Here is a 14,883-nt window from a genome sequence, read left to right as displayed (position 1 = left end):
GTGACCCCTTCCCCTCAATAGTAAGTCGACACACCTGCATTCTTTTTCAGCAGATCCTGATAGAGCTCGGCATAGGGTTCGACAGCCTGTTGCCAGTTGAACGGCGCAGCCATGGCCCGGCAACGCATGGCATTGAGCAGCCCTGGGTTGGCGAAGACCTTGAAGGCACGGTTCAGGGCTTCGGTGTAGCTTTCCACGGTCGAGTCATCGAACAGGAAACCGGTTACACCGTCTTCGATGGTGTCCGCCAGGCCGCCGGTATTGCGCGCCACCGGCAGTGAGCCAAAGCGCTGGGCGTACATCTGGCTCAGGCCGCAAGGCTCGTAGCGCGAAGGCATCAACAGGAAATCGCTGCCGGCGAACATGCGGCGGGCGTCGGTCTCGTTGAAGCCGACCCGGACGCTGATGCGGCCCGGGAAGCGCTCGGCCAGGGCACGCATGGCGTCTTCTTCCTCAGGCTCGCCACGACCGATGATCGCGATTTGCCCACCCTGATTGACGATGTGCTCGGCTACGCCAATGGTCAGGTCCAGACCCTTCTGGTACACCAGTCGCGAAACCACAGCGAACAGCGGGCCGGTCGAAGGATCCAGCTTGAACAGTTCACGAACATAGTCGGCGTTGATTTCCTTGCGCAGCCATTCGTTGGGCGCGAAATGGCAGATCAGATGTTCGTCGGTGCTGGAATCCCAGCTGGCGTCGATGCCGTTCGGGATACCGCTGAGCTGGCCCTTGTCTGCCTTGCTTTGCAGGAAACCTTCCAGGCCGCAGCCAAAATCGGGGGTGGTGATTTCCTTGGCATAGGTCGCGCTGACGGTGGTGATATGGCTGGCGTAGGCCATGCCGGCCTTGATAAATGACAGCTTGCCGTAGAACTCCATGCCGTTGCTGCTCAAGGCTTCATCGGGAATTCCCAGCTCACGGCGCGACGCCGTACTCACCGTGCCCTGATAAGCCAGGTTGTGAATGGTGAAAATGCTCGGTGTCGTCTGTCCGCGCCAGCGCATGTAGGCCGGAGCCAGGCCGGCTGGCCAGTCGTGGGCGTGAACCAGCTCAGGGGACCACTGGCTTTTCACGGCACCTGCGGCGAAATCGGCTGCCGCCAGACCCAATCGGGCAAAGCGGATGTGGTTATCGGACCAGTCACGACCGTTGGCGTCGCCATAAGGCGTGCCTTCACGCTCGTAAAGCTCAGGGCAGATCAGCACGTAGATGACCAGGCCATCCTTCATGTCCATGCGGCCGATCTTGCAGGCGGGCAGGGCGGCATAGCCTCCCAGTTCGCTGATCACATGGATCGGGTTGCCACTGTTGAGCACTTGCGGATAGCCAGGGATCAGGACCCGCACATCATGCAGGTGACGCATTGCCCGTGGCAGGGCAGCAGAAACATCGCCCAGCCCGCCGGTTTTCACCAGATCGGCCAGTTCGGAGGTCACGAACAGCACTTTGCGCCTGTTGACCGGAGAGATCATGGGTTGGGCAGTTGATGTAGGCAGCTGCAGCTGTGGAGCAGTGTTTGGAGCAAAGGACGGTAGATGAGTCAGCTCGTTGGCCAGCTGATTAAAACTCTCTCCCTTCTGGGTTTTGACCGCGGCGCTAATCATCGTTTTCTCCAATTCAACTTGTGTTGGTGCGGCATTTGACTTTTTTATGAGCCATTTCCTATGGCTGACGACATTGCACTACGCAAGATCAGTACCTGTTTATGCTTTGCGCAGTGGATAGAGCATGGTGCTGAGAACCGATGCCTATTGGTCAGCCAATAGCATAGGCGCTCCAAGAAGATGACCCGCCCGTTTTGGAGAAGTTTCGACTTTTTTATGGCGAAATGTCTGGCATGGGCGTCAGGCGTCGATAACGCTGGGGCCCTGGAAGCCCGATGAGGCAAGGGCGCGTCTTTTTGGTGCGAATATTGGGCGCGCAAAAGGCGCCGATGACCGGTCGTCGGATTGCCCGCCAGGCAGTTCTGATTTCGCAAAATTGCCCGACAGATGCCACGATTGGGAGCATTTTTCCGGTCTGAAAACGCCTTCCTGCCTCTTCCGGGTGCATGAAGCGTTTTATCTTTGAGCGTCTGAGGAAATTTCCTACGTTCCGGCTAGAACATTTTGCGGTAAGGCGCGATAGAATCGGTTCTCTTTTGGCTTGCCTTTGCGCGTGCTTGCCTTGTCGAATCAAATTGTGTGACGTATTGAAGAGGTTGGAAATGGAAGCCCCAGAGGTGTTGGTACTACAAGCGAGCTATACCAATCAGGTGCATGCCGATGCGATTGGTTTCGTCTTGAATCACTATGCCGAAGATTCAATGGGCGGTGGCGAGTCACTGCCGGCCGATATCCGTCAGCAACTGGCAAGTGAACTGGCCAAGCGACCTCATGCTTTCAGTGTGCTGGCTTTTATAGCGGGCGAGCCGGTAGGGCTGGTCAACTGCTTTGAAGGGTTTTCGACCTTTGCCTGTCGCCCGCTGGTGAATATCCACGATGTCGTGGTGCTTTCCGAATATCGGGGTCGGGGCATTTGTCAGAAGATGCTGGCCAAGGTCGAGGAAATTGCCCGGCAGCGCGGCTGCTGCAAGCTGACAATGGAAGTGCTGGAAGGTAACAAGACAGCGCAGAGCGTCTACGAAAAGCAGGGCTTTGGCGGTTATCAGCTGGACCCGGAAATGGGCCGTGCGATGTTCTGGCAGAAAACGCTTTAAGGAACGTTGGTGGGCAAGCCGTAGATCAGGCTTGCCACTTTGCGGTCAGGAAAGAGTGAAGCAGGGTGGGATCAAGCTTGCAGTGCTGTACCGGGACCGGCCAGCTGGGCTTGTTGCAGGAGCATGCTCAATTGAGCGACTTTGCTCAGTAACTGCTCACGCTCTTCTTTCAGTGCGCGCAGTTCGTCGCGACGGATAGTGACGTACAGGGTTTGTGGTGCAAGTGCTGGTAGTACAGTGCCCATTGCTCACCTCGCAAATGGCGGATTCAACGTCGGAAAGACCTCTGCATTGACAATCGTTCCCTGAATCGCCACTGCTTGTCTCTCTATCGGCTCCGATTTTGATTTCTTTTGCGCAAAATTGGAACTTTTTTATTTTTAATTGTCGCGAACCTTTCCCGTTAACGACAAAATGCACTATCGGGCTTGCAGAAATGCCGTTGTCCCCACTTGGGGAACCGATGCCAGAGCTTTCTTGACTAACCAGCATGTGTCACTGAATCAAGCGCTGGATTCGAGAAAGTGAGGCACCTTTTTACAGATTGAGGAGCACCTTTTCATGCAACTTGGGATTGTTGGGCTGGGCCGCATGGGCGGCAATATTGCACGGCGATTGATGCTCGATGGCCATACCACTGTGGTCTATGACCGCGACGAAGCATCGCGCAATGCCCTGGCCAACGAAGGTTCGACGGCTGCCGACGACCTCGCGTCACTGGTAGCTGCACTTGAGAAACCACGTGCTGTCTGGGTAATGCTCCCGGCCGGAGCTCCGACCGAAGAAACCATTCAGGTCCTGAGCCAGTTGCTTGAAGCCGACGATGTGATCATCGATGGCGGCAACACCTTCTATAAGGACGACATTCGTCGTGCCCAGGAACTGACCGAGAAAGGCCTGCACTACATCGACGTCGGTACTTCCGGTGGCGTCTGGGGACTGGAGCGTGGTTATTGCATGATGATCGGTGGCGAAAGCGCTGTCGTCGAGCGCCTGGACCCGTTGTTCGCGACCCTGGCTCCGGGCCTGGGCTCCATAGAGCGGACCCGTGATCGCAACTCCAGCGATGACCGTGCCGAGCGTGGCTACATCCATTCCGGTCCTGCCGGTTCCGGTCATTTCGTGAAAATGATCCACAACGGTATCGAATACGGAATGATGCAGGCCTTTGCCGAAGGCTTCGATCTTCTCAAGCAGAAGAACTCCGAGCACTTGCCGCCCGAGCAGCGTTTCGACCTCAACACTGCCGATATCGCCGAAGTCTGGCGTCGTGGCAGCGTGGTTTCGTCCTGGCTGCTGGACCTGACCGCCGATGCCCTGGCGACCGATCCGGATCTGGACGCATTCTCCGGCTCCGTAGCCGACAGCGGCGAAGGTCGCTGGACCATCGAGGCTGCCATCGAGCAGGCCGTGCCGGTCCCTGTACTGTCCAGCGCGCTGTTTGCACGCTTCCGCTCGCGTCAGACCAGTTCCTACGCTGACAAGATGCTCTCGGCCATGCGCTTTGGTTTCGGTGGCCACAAGGAAACCAAGTAATGGGCCTGTCACGCGGCAAGTCCGCACACAAGGCTGAGGTCGCTCCGGCTACGACACTGTTTCTGTTCGGTGCTCATGGCGATCTGGTAAAGCGTCTGCTGATGCCGGCGCTTTACAACCTGGCGCGTGACGGTCTGGTGGACGAAGGGCTGCACATTGTCGGTGTCGATCACAATGCGATCAGCGACACCGACTTTGCCAAAAAACTTGAGAACTTCATCCGCGACGAGGCTGCCGGCAAGGTGGCCGGAGAGGGTGCGGCGGCCCTTGACCCCGAGCTTTGGGGCAAGGTGGCCAAGCGCATCAGCTATGTGCAGGGTGATTTTCTCGACGATTCGACCTATCAGGATATCGCCGGCAAGATCGAAAGCAGTGGCACGGCCAATGCAGTTTTCTATCTTGCCACGGCACCACGCTTTTTCAGTGAGGTGGCCTCGCGGCTCGGTTCTTCCGGCTTGCTGAAAGAAGCCGATGGCGCATTTCGCCGAGTGGTCATTGAAAAACCGTTCGGCTCTGATCTGGCCAGTGCGGTGGAGCTCAATGCCTGCCTGCTCAAGGTCATGAACGAGAAGCAGATCTATCGCATCGACCATTACCTGGGCAAGGAAACGGTGCAGAACATTCTGGTCAGCCGTTTCTCCAATGCGTTTTTCGAGTCGTTCTGGAACAACCATTACATCGATCACGTACAGATTACTGCGGCTGAAACCGTGGGTGTCGAAACCCGCGGCAGCTTCTATGAAAACACCGGCGCATTGCGCGACATGGTGCCCAATCACCTGTTTCAACTGCTGGCCATGGTTGCCATGGAACCGCCCGCGGCCTTCGGTGCGGATGCGGTGCGTGGCGAGAAAGCCAAGGTCGTTGGCGCGATCCGGCCATGGAGCAAGCAAGAGGCGCTGGCCAACTCGGTGCGTGGCCAGTACACCCGGGGCCACATGGGTGATCGCGAAGTTGTCGGCTATCGCGAGGAAGAGCGGGTTGCCGCCGACAGCACCACCGAAACCTATGTCGCCCTCAAGGTCATGATCGACAACTGGCGTTGGGTCGGTGTGCCGTTCTATCTGCGCACCGGCAAGCGCATGAGTTCGCGTGACACCGAAATCGCCATCTGCTTCAAGCCTGCGCCTTATGCCCAGTTTCGGGATACCGAGGTCGACCGGCTCAAGCCCAATTATCTGAGAATCCAGATCCAGCCGAACGAAGGTATCTGGTTCGATCTGTTTGCCAAGCGTCCGGGACCGACGCTGGACATGGAAGACATCGAGCTGGGTTTCGCTTACAAGGACTTTTTCGAGATGCAGCCGTCGACCGGCTACGAAACCCTGATCTACGACTGTCTGACCGGCGACCAGACGCTGTTCCAGCGGGCCGACAATATCGAAAATGGCTGGCGCGCCGTGCAGCCGTTCCTCGATGCCTGGGCCGACCAGCCGCAAGTGCAGGCATACAAGGCAGGCGAGGACGGGCCAGCTAGCGCACAAGACCTGTTGGCACGCGATGGGCGTGAATGGCGCCAGATCGATGACTGATCCCGTGCGCTTCATGATGTCCGATATCGACGGCACCTTGCTGCGACCCGATCACAGTCTTGCCCCGGCCACTGTCGATGCGGTACGGCGATTGCGCGATGCGGGCATCCATTTCACCGTGGCCAGCAGCCGACCGCCACGGGCCATGCGCCATGTGATCGAGGCCCTGGGCGTCGACCTGCCGACGGCGGGCTTCAACGGCGGCACTATTACTCATCCTGACGGCAGCCTGCTGGCGGCCTGGCGCATCGACCCACAGGCTGCGCGCACGTGTCTGGAGCTGTTTGCCGCTGAGCAGGTAGCGATCTGGGTATTTGCCGATGATCAATGGCTGTTGCTCGATCCTGACGGCGCCTACGTCGATCACGAGCGCCATGCGCTGGGCTACGAGCCGCTGGTGGTGGAGAGTTTCGAGCCGTACCTGGATCGAATCGACAAGATCGTTGCCTCCAGTACGGACTTCGCCTTGCTGGAAGTACTGGAAAACCGTCTCAACCCGCTTATCGAGGGGCGTGCTCTGGCGGCGCGCTCCCAGTCTTATTACCTCGACGTCACGGCAGTGGCCGCCAACAAGGGCGCGGCCCTGGCGACCCTGGCCGAGTATCTGGGCGTGGAGCTTGTGCATACCGCCGCTATTGGCGATGGCGGCAATGATGTCGCCATGTTCCAGCGTGCCGGATTATCGATTGCCATGGGGCAGGCCGATGCCAGCGTACAAGGGCAGGCCGATCATGTTACCGAGAGCAACCTGCAGGACGGCGTGGCGCTTGCCATCGACCGTTACATCTTGCCGCGCTGAGGCATCTGCTGCTTTCAATGCAGCACGACCGATCGCAGTGGTTTCAGGCGCGGCTTCACGAAAAGGACGGACATTCTCGAATGGCTGCACTGATTGAAGACTACGCATTGCTGGGTAACTGCCGGACAGCCGCACTGGTTGCCCGAAATGGCTCGCTGGACTGGCTGTGTTTCCCGCGTTTCGATGCACCTGCCTGTTTCGCGGCATTGCTGGGCGACAGCGATAACGGCCGCTGGAAGATCGCGCCGGGGGAAGAAATCACCTCTGTCGAGCGGCGTTACAGCGAGGGAACCCTGGTTCTGGAAACCTTGTTCAGTACGCCGAACGGGCGGGCGGTACTGATTGATTTCATGCCCATGGGCGGCGATAACCGGGTCGTGCGGATCGTGGTCGGTCTGGAGGGGCGGGTGCGCTTCAGCATGGACCTTGCGATTCGCTTCGATTACGGCAGTACGGTGCCGTGGGTCGAGAAAAAAGACCCGCACACCCTGACCGCCGTGGCGGGGCCGGAAATGCTCGTGTTGCGCAGTCCGGTTTCCCTGCAGCCGCATGACCATCACACCGGCAGTGATTTTCACGTGGCTGCCGGCGAGCGCAGGGTGTTCACCCTCGCTTACCAGCCGTCATATGAACCCATACTTCCTGACATCGACGCCGAGCAGGCGCTGCTGGATACCGAAGCCTACTGGCGAGAGTTTTCCGAGCGCTGCCCCGATGTCGGTCCATGGACCGCGCAGGTCAAGCGCTCGCTGATCACGCTCAAGGCCATGACCTATCAACCCACTGGCGGTATCGTCGCTGCCGTGACCACCTCGCTGCCCGAAGAGTTGGGCGGTGAGCGCAATTGGGACTATCGGTATTGCTGGTTGCGCGATGCAACCATGACACTGCTGGCATTCATGAACCTGGGGTATTTCGAGGAGGCGACCCGGTGGCGTGACTGGCTGCTGCGTTCGGTTGCGGGCAATCCCGAGCAGATACAGATCATGTATGGCCTGGGCGGTGAGCGGCGGCTGCTGGAATATGAAGTGCCCTTGAGCGGCTACAAAGGCTCGAAGCCGGTGCGCATCGGTAACGCGGCTGCGACCCAGCGGCAACTGGATGTCTACGGCGAAGTCGCCGATGCGATGATTCAGGCGCTCAATGGCGGGATGCCGCCACACCCGCGCAGCCTTGCGATTTCCAGGGTGGTGATGCCGTTCCTGGAAACGGTCTGGCATCTGCCGGATGCCGGTATCTGGGAAATTCGTTCCGAGCCGCGGCATTTTACCCATTCCAAGGTCATGGCCTGGGTCGCTTTCGACCGCAATGCCACGCAGGTTGCCCAGGTCGCGGTGACGGATGAGGATCGCGCCCTGGCGCAGCATTATCGCGATGTGGCGGATCAGATTCATGCCGATGTCTGTCGCAATGGTTTCAACCCGCAACTGGGCTGCTTCGTGCAGACCTATGGCGCTACCGAAATGGACGCCAGCCTGCTGCAAATCGCCCTGACCGGGTTTCTGCCTGCCAATGACCCGCGAGTGGTGGCCACCGTAGAGCAGATCGAGCAGACCCTGATGCAGGATGGTCTGTTGCTGCGCTATGACAACGATCGCAGTGACGATGGTGTATCAGGGCTTGAAGGGACCTTCCTGGTGTGTTCGTTCTGGCTGGCCGATGTCTATGTGCTGCAAGGGCGCAAGCAGGAAGCCAGAGAGTTGTTCGACCGTCTGTGCGGTCTGTGTAATGACGTTGGCCTGCTGGCTGAACAGTACGAGCCGAAAGGCAAGCACATGCTGGGCAATTTCCCCCAGGCATTCAGCCATATCGGCATCATCAACACTGCGCTGAACCTGCATCGGGCGGAGTGCCCGCTCAAGGCGCGTACATCCTGTGGCTTCAAGGCGGCTGCCGAAGCGTCTTCGTGAGTTTCTGATCTCCTCTGTGCCTCAGGTCGCCACGATAAGTGGAGATCTTGAGGCAGAGGAACCTGCTAGGGTTAGAGAGCCTTGCTGACTTTCACGTCGGTGATCTGGTCATCGCCCTGGCCGTGCATCTTTTCCAGTGCGGCCCTGGCTTCTTCTACCGAAGCGGATTGCAGTTGCGCGAACTCGAAGCGGCGCTCGCCATTGAGTTTGTAGCTGACGGCGTATTTGGTTGTAGGGGCAGGGTTGTTCACAGTGACTCCTTGGGCATCAGCTCAGGCGCGAGGTCGAGCGGCGGACGATCTTGATCGAGTGAGTGAATTGCGGCTTGTGTCCCGCATTCGCGCTTGGCTTGCGGCCACTGGTATCGATGGTGATATTCCAGAAACCGGTGCTCGGCGCAGCGATCTTGGCCGGGAACTTGTCGAAGGCACCGCCGTGATAGGTGTGGCGCCCGCCGTTCTTGAAACTGCGAAAGTTTGCGTCGTTCATCAGGCGGATATTGCACGTTTGCGAGCATTCAATGACGACCAGGTCGTCCTCGTTCAAGTGCTCACGCTGGTGTACGAATTTCATGGGTGTCTCCGAAGCAGGGCTTTTTCTGAAAAATCAAAACGATAGCATGTGGGGCCGGCTATTTGACGTTGATTGGCTGTTAATTGCAGTCTTTCTGGTAAAAAGTGCCTCAGTCGGGATCTAATCGCGCCTGTGCTTGTCGTAGCACCTTTAATCTGGAGGGGATTGTATGAAACTGGCCGTTGTAGTCATGGTTCTTCTAACGCTGGGCGGATGTGCCACCGTAGAAGAAATCGAGCATACGCCCGCAACCATGAACGTGATGTCCGGCAAGACGCCTCGACAATATGCCGATTGCTTCATCGGCAAGATCGACGAGAGTCGCGATCCTCCGGTCATTGAGCGTCATCGCGATGGCTTGCGTATCATCGTTGCGCAAAAGCTCAGCAATGCCCCCGCAGCGGTCGTTTCTGTCGAGAATCGCTCCGGAGGCAGTACCATCAAGGTTTACGAACGTCTTTCCAATCTGCCTCTGCGTTTCAAGGATGTGCAGCATGCAGTCGAAGCCTGTATTTCAGGTTGACGGCTTACTTGCAGACCACCAGTACGCTGCGGCTCTTGTAGTTGCCTACGTCCAGGCCAAGGGTTTTCTCGCTTTCTGCCGGTCGTGGCGTGCCATCGGTGCCGACAATCTCGTAGCCGGTGCCGGCACAGGAGGCGTCGGCCTTTTCATAGCAACTGGCCCATGACATGGCTTCGCCCGAGCAGTCGATGCTCAAGCCCTGCTTGCCATTCTTCAGGTACGTGTTGGATGCGGTTGCGCAGCCAGTCAGGCCCAGTACAGCAATAATGGACAGAACTCTGATCATGTTTTTCGCTTCAAGATAAGGCTGGGGGAGAGTGTGCAGTACAGGGGTTGGACTGATCGGCAGTGCCATCGTTCCGCCATGAATTGCATGATAATTCTTCTGTCATGTGTCTGTCGCCGTGCTGCAATCGGTTTGCGTTGCAATTGTCGCAAACCCGAGCGGAGAGGCGACACATGCGACTATGCATAATCGGTGCCGGATACGTAGGGCTGGTAACGGCGGCCTGCTTTGCCGAAATGGGCAATCAGGTGGTGTGTGTCGAAACCCGGTTGCAGAGAATTGCCGCCTTGCGCCGCGGCGAATGCCCGATCTACGAGCCGGGCCTGGAGCCCATGCTTAAGGAACAGCAGGCCAGTGGCTTGTTGCGTTTTACCTCAAGCCTGGAAGAGGGCGTACGCCAGGCGGAGATCATTTTCATCGCGGTGGGTACACCCGCCAGCGAGGATGGCACGGCGGACCTCTCGCATGTGTTGAAGGTCGCGGATCAACTGGGTCATTGCCTGGCTCGGGCCTGTCTGGTGGTCAACAAGTCGACGGTGCCGGTCGGTACCGCCGAAACCGTGGCGCTGCGCATCAACGGACAAATGTCGCGACGTGGCCTCACGGCCCGTGTCGCGGTGGCGAGCAATCCCGAGTTTCTCAAGGAAGGCGCTGCCATCGCGGATTTCATGCGCCCGGACCGGGTGATTCTGGGCTGTGCCGAGCCGGAATCCGCGCAACTGCTGCAGCGCTTGTACGCGCCGTTCCTGCGCAACCGCGAGCGTGCCCTGGTGATGGATGTACGTGCTGCCGAGTTCAGCAAGTACGCCGCCAATGCCTTTCTGGCGACCAAGATTTCCTTTATCAACGAAATGGCCGGCCTGTGTGCGCATCTGGGTGTGGACATCGAGCAGGTGCGGCGCGGCATCGGCAGTGACAAGCGCATCGGCACGCATTTCATCTATGCCGGTTGTGGCTATGGCGGCTCGTGTTTTCCCAAGGACGTGCAGGCATTGATTCGCACGGCCGAACAGCAGGGCTTCGAGCCGCAGATCCTGCGTGCCGTGCAACAGCGCAATGCCATGCAGAAGATCTGGTTGTTCCAGGCGTTGCTCCAGCATTTTGGTGGCTACCTGCAAGGGCGGACGATTGCCGTGTGGGGCCTGGCATTCAAGCCCGGCACCGACGATATTCGCGAGGCGCCCAGCCTGGTGCTGATCGATGCCTTGCTGGCGGCCGGTGCCAGGGTGCAGGCCACTGATCCTGCGGCCATGGGACCAGTGGCCGAACATTATTGCGGCGCAGTGCAAAGTGCTCAGCTACGCTTGAGCGAGTCGTTATACAGCTGTGTCGAGGGTGCAGATGCAGTGGTCCTGCTGACCGAATGGAAGCAGTTTCGTCAGCCGGACTTCATTCGGGTGCGCGGTCTGATGCGCATGCCGGTGATCTTTGATGGACGCAATATCTACGATTTTGCGGAACTATCTGCGCACGGATTCCTCTACCATGGCATCGGACGGCCAGTGGCGGGGCATTGTAAGGTGACCGCCGCCTGATTAGACTGCGCCGCTAACACCAACAGCCCTTACCAAGGACTTTTATGATCAAGAAATGCTTGTTCCCAGCAGCCGGTTACGGCACTCGCTTTTTGCCAGCGACCAAGGCCATGCCCAAGGAAATGCTGCCGGTGGTCAACAAGCCACTGATCCAATACGGTGTGGAAGAAGCGCTTGCCGCTGGTTTGAATGAGATCTCCATCGTCACCGGTCGCGGCAAGCGCGCACTGGAAGACCATTTCGACATCAGCTACGAGCTGGAACACCAGATCAAGGGTACGGACAAAGAGAAGTATCTGGTTGGTATCCGCAAGCTGATCGACGAGTGCAGCTTCTCCTACACTCGCCAGACCGAAATGAAAGGTTTGGGTCACGCGATCCTCAGCGGTCGTCCTCTGATCGGCAAGGAAGCGTTCGCCGTGGTTCTGGCGGACGACCTGTGCGTCAACCTGGACGGCGACGGTGTACTGGCGCAGATGGTCAAGCTGCACAACCATTACGGCTGCTCGATCATTGCGATCCAGGAAGTCGACCCGCAGGAAACCAACAAGTACGGCGTCATCGCCGGTGACGAAATCAAGCCAGGCCTGTTCCGTGTCACTGACATGGTCGAGAAGCCGAAGCCTGAAGACGCGCCATCGAACATGGCAATCATTGGTCGCTACATCCTGACTCCGGACATTTTCGAGAAGATCGAACAGACCGCGCCAGGCAAGGGCGGCGAAATCCAGATCACCGACGCGCTGATGAAGCAGGCTGCCGAAGGTAACGTTCTGGCCTACAAGTTCAAGGGCCAGCGTTTCGACTGTGGCGGCGCCGAAGGCTATATCGAAGCAACCAACTTCTGCTTCGAGCACTTCTACAAAACGGGCAAGGCTTACTGATCCACGCTCGTACACGCTGCAAGACAAGGCCACCTTCGGGTGGCTTTGTCATTTCTGACTGACCGCTTAGCGGTTATGCTGGTGCCATCGCTCAGGAGACAGTAATGGCTTACGACTTCGATCTTTTTGTAATTGGCGCCGGTTCCGGTGGGGTAAGGGCGGCGCGTTTCGCTGCAGGTTTCGGTGCGCGGGTGGCCGTGGCCGAAAGCCGCTATCTGGGCGGAACATGCGTCAATGTGGGCTGCGTTCCGAAAAAACTGCTGGTGTACGGTGCCCACTATTCCGAAGACTTCGAGCAGGCCAAAGGCTTTGGCTGGACAGTCGGCGAGACACAGTTCGACTGGGCCACGCTGATCGCCAACAAGGACCGTGAAATCAACCGTCTCAACGGTATCTATCGCAATCTGCTGGTCAACAGCGGCGTCACTCTGCTGGAAGGCCATGCGCGCATTACCGGTCCGCAACAGGTGGAAATCAACGGCCAACGCTACAGTGCCGAACGCATCCTGATCGCGACCGGTGGCTGGCCGCAGGTTCCGGACGTTCCCGGCCGCGAGCATGCAATCACGTCCAACGAAGCCTTCTACCTCAAGGAACTGCCCAAGCGTATCGTCGTGGTCGGCGGCGGTTACATTGCCGTGGAGTTCGCCTCGATCTTCAATGGCCTGGGTGCCGACACCACGTTGCTGTATCGCGGCGACCTGTTTCTGCGCGGCTTCGATGGCGGGGTGCGTACCCATCTGCATGAAGAGCTGGTCAAGCGACACATGAACGTACGCTTCAACAGCGATATCGAGCGCATCGAAAAACAGGCTGACGGCAGTCTCCTGCTGGCGCTCAAGGATGGCAGCACGCTGGAAACCGATTGTGTGTTCTATGCCACCGGGCGGCGTCCGATGCTCGACAACCTTGGCCTGGAAACCGTCGACGTCAAACTCGACGAGCGCGGTTATATCGAAGTCGACGAGCATTATCAGAGCAGCGAGCCGTCGATTCTGGCGATTGGCGATGTGATCGGTGGTGTGCAACTGACGCCGGTGGCGCTGGCTGAAGGCATGGCCGTGGCGCGACGGTTGTTCAAGCCGGAGCAGTATCGTCCAGTGGATTACAACCATATTCCGACTGCAGTCTTCAGCCTGCCGAACATCGGCACGGTCGGCCTGACCGAAGAGGACGCGCTCAAGGCCGGGCATCAGGTGCAGGTTTTCGAGAGCCGTTTCCGGCCGATGAAACTGACCCTGACCGACGATCAGGAACGCACCTTCATGAAGCTGATCGTCGATGTCCAGACTGATCGCGTGCTGGGCTGCCACATGGTCGGGCCGGATGCCGGGGAGATCGTGCAGAGCCTGGCCATCGCCATCAAGGCTGGCGCAACCAAGCAGATTTTTGATGACACCATTGGTGTACACCCGACCGCTGCCGAAGAGTTCGTGACCATGCGTACACCGGTAGCGCGCTAAAAAAACGGGCTTGCCTCGCCCCCGGTTGGACACTTCCTGTGCCGACTGGGTGGAAGGGGGCTTGCCCTTGCCGCTTAAAGCTTGCGCTCTATCTAACATTCCATTTTTTAATAATTAGCTTAGAAGAAAATGTGATTTTTAATGATTTTCCTATGGGCTTAGTCTTGCGTGACAGGTTTTAAAGTCATTCAGGAGCAATACCATGAGCAACGTCAGCGCTTTGCCCGTCCAGCAAGGGACGTCAGGCCCGCAACACTCGGACAGCGTCCGGGACCGGGTTTCGCCCGAGGAGTGGGAAGTGCGGGTCAAGCTGGCGGCGGCTTATCGTCTTGCGGCACTCAAGCGCTGGACCGATCACATCTACACCCATTTCTCGGCGCGGGTGCCAGGCCCCGACGAGCACTTCCTGATCAACGCCTTTGGCCTGTTGTTCGATGAAATCACCGCCTCGAATCTGGTCAAGGTCGATATCGACGGCACCATCGTCGACGATCCCACCGGGCTGGGTATCAACTATGCCGGGTACGTGATCCACAGTGCGATTCACGGCGCGCGCCCGGATCTTCTGGCGGTGCTGCATACCCATACCCGCGATGGCATTGCGGTGTCGGCGCAAAAGGATGGCCTGCTGCCGATTTCCCAGCATTCCCTGGGGTTCTCGGGAAGGGTGGCCTATCACGGTTATGAAGGGATTGCCCTGAATCTGGACGAGCGTAAGCGGCTGGTAGCCGATCTGGGCGACAAGAGTGTGATGATCCTGCGCAACCACGGGCTGCTGACTGCCGGGGTAAGTGTCGAGCACGCCTTTCATCAACTGCATGCGCTGGAGTACGCCTGCAATATCCAGATCGCTGCCCAGGCCGCAGGCAATGCGGAGCTGATCTTCCCGCCTGCCGAGGTGGTCGCCACCGTCGAGAATCAGGCCAAGGCCATCAAGGATGGTCACGGACCGGCAGTAGCCCGGCACTGGAATGCCTTGATCCGTCAGCTTGAACGCACCGACACCGACTACAGGAATTGATCGTGTCTGTGGTGCTTTCGGGGACAGGTTTGGCCCGGCAAATGAAATCAGCGCGTCTTGACCTTGCTGGATGATGCTCGTTGGTAAATGTTGGTGTAGTGTGCGCACCCAAAACACGGG

15 protein-coding genes are annotated in these 14,883 nt (G+C 58.3%); 10 read left to right on the top strand and 5 right to left on the bottom strand.

What is annotated here, in order from left to right:
• Positions 1 to 14 precede the first annotated feature (14 nt).
• The gene (gene glgA / locus ALQ04_RS09065; RefSeq protein ID WP_122315406.1) at positions 15 to 1,607 is read right to left on the bottom strand and encodes a glycogen synthase GlgA; all 1,593 of its coding nucleotides are present in this window, start codon (positions 1,605 to 1,607) and stop codon (positions 15 to 17) included.
• Positions 1,608 to 2,209: 602 nt separating this feature from the next.
• Between glgA and ALQ04_RS09060 the strand changes: the two genes are divergently transcribed.
• The gene (locus ALQ04_RS09060; protein WP_122315405.1) at positions 2,210 to 2,701 is read left to right on the top strand and encodes a GNAT family N-acetyltransferase; all 492 of its coding nucleotides are present in this window, start codon (positions 2,210 to 2,212) and stop codon (positions 2,699 to 2,701) included.
• Between the two features lie 71 nt (positions 2,702 to 2,772).
• On the opposite strand, the gene ALQ04_RS09055 is transcribed toward ALQ04_RS09060, so the two are convergent.
• On the bottom strand, positions 2,773 to 2,946 hold the full coding sequence (locus ALQ04_RS09055) for a DUF6026 family protein (protein ID WP_122315404.1): 174 nt from the start codon (positions 2,944 to 2,946) through the stop codon (positions 2,773 to 2,775).
• Positions 2,947 to 3,262: 316 nt separating this feature from the next.
• Here ALQ04_RS09055 and gnd point away from each other — a divergent pair, with 316 nt between their 5' ends.
• The 4 genes from gnd to ALQ04_RS09035 all read left to right on the top strand — a co-directional run bounded on the left by gnd (position 3,263) and on the right by ALQ04_RS09035 (position 8,478).
• On the top strand, positions 3,263 to 4,237 hold the full coding sequence (gene gnd / locus ALQ04_RS09050) for a phosphogluconate dehydrogenase (NAD(+)-dependent, decarboxylating) (protein ID WP_122315403.1): 975 nt from the start codon (positions 3,263 to 3,265) through the stop codon (positions 4,235 to 4,237).
• Positions 4,237 to 5,769 (top strand): glucose-6-phosphate dehydrogenase, encoded by a 1,533-nt coding sequence (zwf, locus tag ALQ04_RS09045; RefSeq protein WP_122315402.1) that lies wholly within the window; start codon positions 4,237 to 4,239, stop codon positions 5,767 to 5,769. Before gnd ends, zwf begins: the two co-directional genes overlap by 1 nt.
• Positions 5,762 to 6,568 (top strand): HAD family hydrolase, encoded by an 807-nt coding sequence (locus ALQ04_RS09040; RefSeq protein WP_122315401.1) that lies wholly within the window; start codon positions 5,762 to 5,764, stop codon positions 6,566 to 6,568. The genes zwf and ALQ04_RS09040 overlap by 8 nt, the downstream gene beginning before the upstream one ends.
• A gap of 80 nt (positions 6,569 to 6,648) precedes the next feature.
• Positions 6,649 to 8,478, top strand: a complete 1,830-nt coding sequence (locus ALQ04_RS09035; RefSeq protein ID WP_122315400.1) for a glycoside hydrolase family 15 protein — start codon at positions 6,649 to 6,651, stop codon at positions 8,476 to 8,478.
• 71 nt (positions 8,479 to 8,549) lie between these two features.
• Here the strand turns inward: ALQ04_RS09035 and ALQ04_RS09030 are convergent, their stop codons facing one another.
• Positions 8,550 to 8,729, bottom strand: coding sequence for a hypothetical protein (locus tag ALQ04_RS09030; RefSeq protein ID WP_122315399.1), 180 nt, complete (start codon positions 8,727 to 8,729; stop codon positions 8,550 to 8,552).
• Positions 8,730 to 8,745: 16 nt separating this feature from the next.
• On the bottom strand, positions 8,746 to 9,051 hold the full coding sequence (locus ALQ04_RS09025) for a DUF1883 domain-containing protein (protein ID WP_122315398.1): 306 nt from the start codon (positions 9,049 to 9,051) through the stop codon (positions 8,746 to 8,748).
• A gap of 169 nt (positions 9,052 to 9,220) precedes the next feature.
• Here ALQ04_RS09025 and ALQ04_RS09020 point away from each other — a divergent pair, with 169 nt between their 5' ends.
• On the top strand, positions 9,221 to 9,574 hold the full coding sequence (locus ALQ04_RS09020; protein ID WP_122315397.1) for a hypothetical protein: 354 nt from the start codon (positions 9,221 to 9,223) through the stop codon (positions 9,572 to 9,574).
• A 4-nt stretch (positions 9,575 to 9,578) separates the two neighbouring features.
• Here ALQ04_RS09020 and ALQ04_RS09015 read toward each other — a convergent pair whose 3' ends face one another.
• Entirely contained in the window at positions 9,579 to 9,860 is a 282-nt protein-coding gene (locus ALQ04_RS09015; RefSeq protein WP_025259914.1) for a hypothetical protein, read from the bottom strand.
• A 173-nt stretch (positions 9,861 to 10,033) separates the two neighbouring features.
• On the opposite strand from ALQ04_RS09015, the gene ALQ04_RS09010 reads away from it, so the two are divergent.
• From ALQ04_RS09010 to ALQ04_RS08995, 4 genes are all read left to right on the top strand, one after another.
• The gene (locus ALQ04_RS09010; protein WP_122315396.1) at positions 10,034 to 11,395 is read left to right on the top strand and encodes a UDP-glucose/GDP-mannose dehydrogenase family protein; all 1,362 of its coding nucleotides are present in this window, start codon (positions 10,034 to 10,036) and stop codon (positions 11,393 to 11,395) included.
• A 44-nt stretch (positions 11,396 to 11,439) separates the two neighbouring features.
• Complete coding sequence (gene galU, locus ALQ04_RS09005) at positions 11,440 to 12,279, top strand: UTP--glucose-1-phosphate uridylyltransferase GalU (protein ID WP_025259916.1); 840 nt, start codon at positions 11,440 to 11,442, stop codon at positions 12,277 to 12,279.
• A 104-nt stretch (positions 12,280 to 12,383) separates the two neighbouring features.
• Positions 12,384 to 13,742: a glutathione-disulfide reductase gene (gorA, locus tag ALQ04_RS09000; protein ID WP_122315395.1), complete on the top strand. Its 1,359-nt coding sequence runs from the start codon at positions 12,384 to 12,386 to the stop codon at positions 13,740 to 13,742.
• Positions 13,743 to 13,944: 202 nt separating this feature from the next.
• Positions 13,945 to 14,763 carry a class II aldolase/adducin family protein gene (locus tag ALQ04_RS08995; protein WP_122315394.1) on the top strand — a complete coding sequence of 273 codons (819 nt, stop codon included), beginning with the start codon at positions 13,945 to 13,947 and terminating at the stop codon, positions 14,761 to 14,763.
• The last annotated feature ends 120 nt before the right edge of the window (positions 14,764 to 14,883 follow it).

Source organism: Pseudomonas cichorii, assembly GCF_003700275.1.
GTDB classification, from domain to species: Bacteria; Pseudomonadota; Gammaproteobacteria; order Pseudomonadales; family Pseudomonadaceae; genus Aquipseudomonas; species Aquipseudomonas cichorii_B.
The sequence above is the reverse complement of the archived record's forward strand: the minus strand, read 5'-3'. Positions and strand labels throughout refer to the sequence as shown.

Bases quoted from the DNA above. Each gene is read 5' to 3' on its own strand.
- zwf (WP_122315402.1), top strand. From the start codon at position 4,237: ATGGGCCTGTCACGCGGCAAGTCCGCACACAAGGCTGAGGTCGCTCCG.
- ALQ04_RS09060 (WP_122315405.1), top strand. From the start codon at position 2,210: ATGGAAGCCCCAGAGGTGTTGGTACTACAAGCGAGCTATACCAATCAG.
- galU (WP_025259916.1), top strand. From the start codon at position 11,440: ATGATCAAGAAATGCTTGTTCCCAGCAGCCGGTTACGGCACTCGCTTT.
- ALQ04_RS09040 (WP_122315401.1), top strand. From the start codon at position 5,762: ATGACTGATCCCGTGCGCTTCATGATGTCCGATATCGACGGCACCTTG.
- gnd (WP_122315403.1), top strand. From the start codon at position 3,263: ATGCAACTTGGGATTGTTGGGCTGGGCCGCATGGGCGGCAATATTGCA.
- ALQ04_RS09055 (WP_122315404.1), bottom strand. From the start codon at position 2,946: ATGGGCACTGTACTACCAGCACTTGCACCACAAACCCTGTACGTCACT.
- ALQ04_RS09015 (WP_025259914.1), bottom strand. From the start codon at position 9,860: ATGATCAGAGTTCTGTCCATTATTGCTGTACTGGGCCTGACTGGCTGC.
- glgA (WP_122315406.1), bottom strand. From the start codon at position 1,607: ATGATTAGCGCCGCGGTCAAAACCCAGAAGGGAGAGAGTTTTAATCAG.
- ALQ04_RS09025 (WP_122315398.1), bottom strand. From the start codon at position 9,051: ATGAAATTCGTACACCAGCGTGAGCACTTGAACGAGGACGACCTGGTC.
- gorA (WP_122315395.1), top strand. From the start codon at position 12,384: ATGGCTTACGACTTCGATCTTTTTGTAATTGGCGCCGGTTCCGGTGGG.
- ALQ04_RS08995 (WP_122315394.1), top strand. From the start codon at position 13,945: ATGAGCAACGTCAGCGCTTTGCCCGTCCAGCAAGGGACGTCAGGCCCG.
- ALQ04_RS09010 (WP_122315396.1), top strand. From the start codon at position 10,034: ATGCGACTATGCATAATCGGTGCCGGATACGTAGGGCTGGTAACGGCG.
- ALQ04_RS09020 (WP_122315397.1), top strand. From the start codon at position 9,221: ATGAAACTGGCCGTTGTAGTCATGGTTCTTCTAACGCTGGGCGGATGT.
- ALQ04_RS09035 (WP_122315400.1), top strand. From the start codon at position 6,649: ATGGCTGCACTGATTGAAGACTACGCATTGCTGGGTAACTGCCGGACA.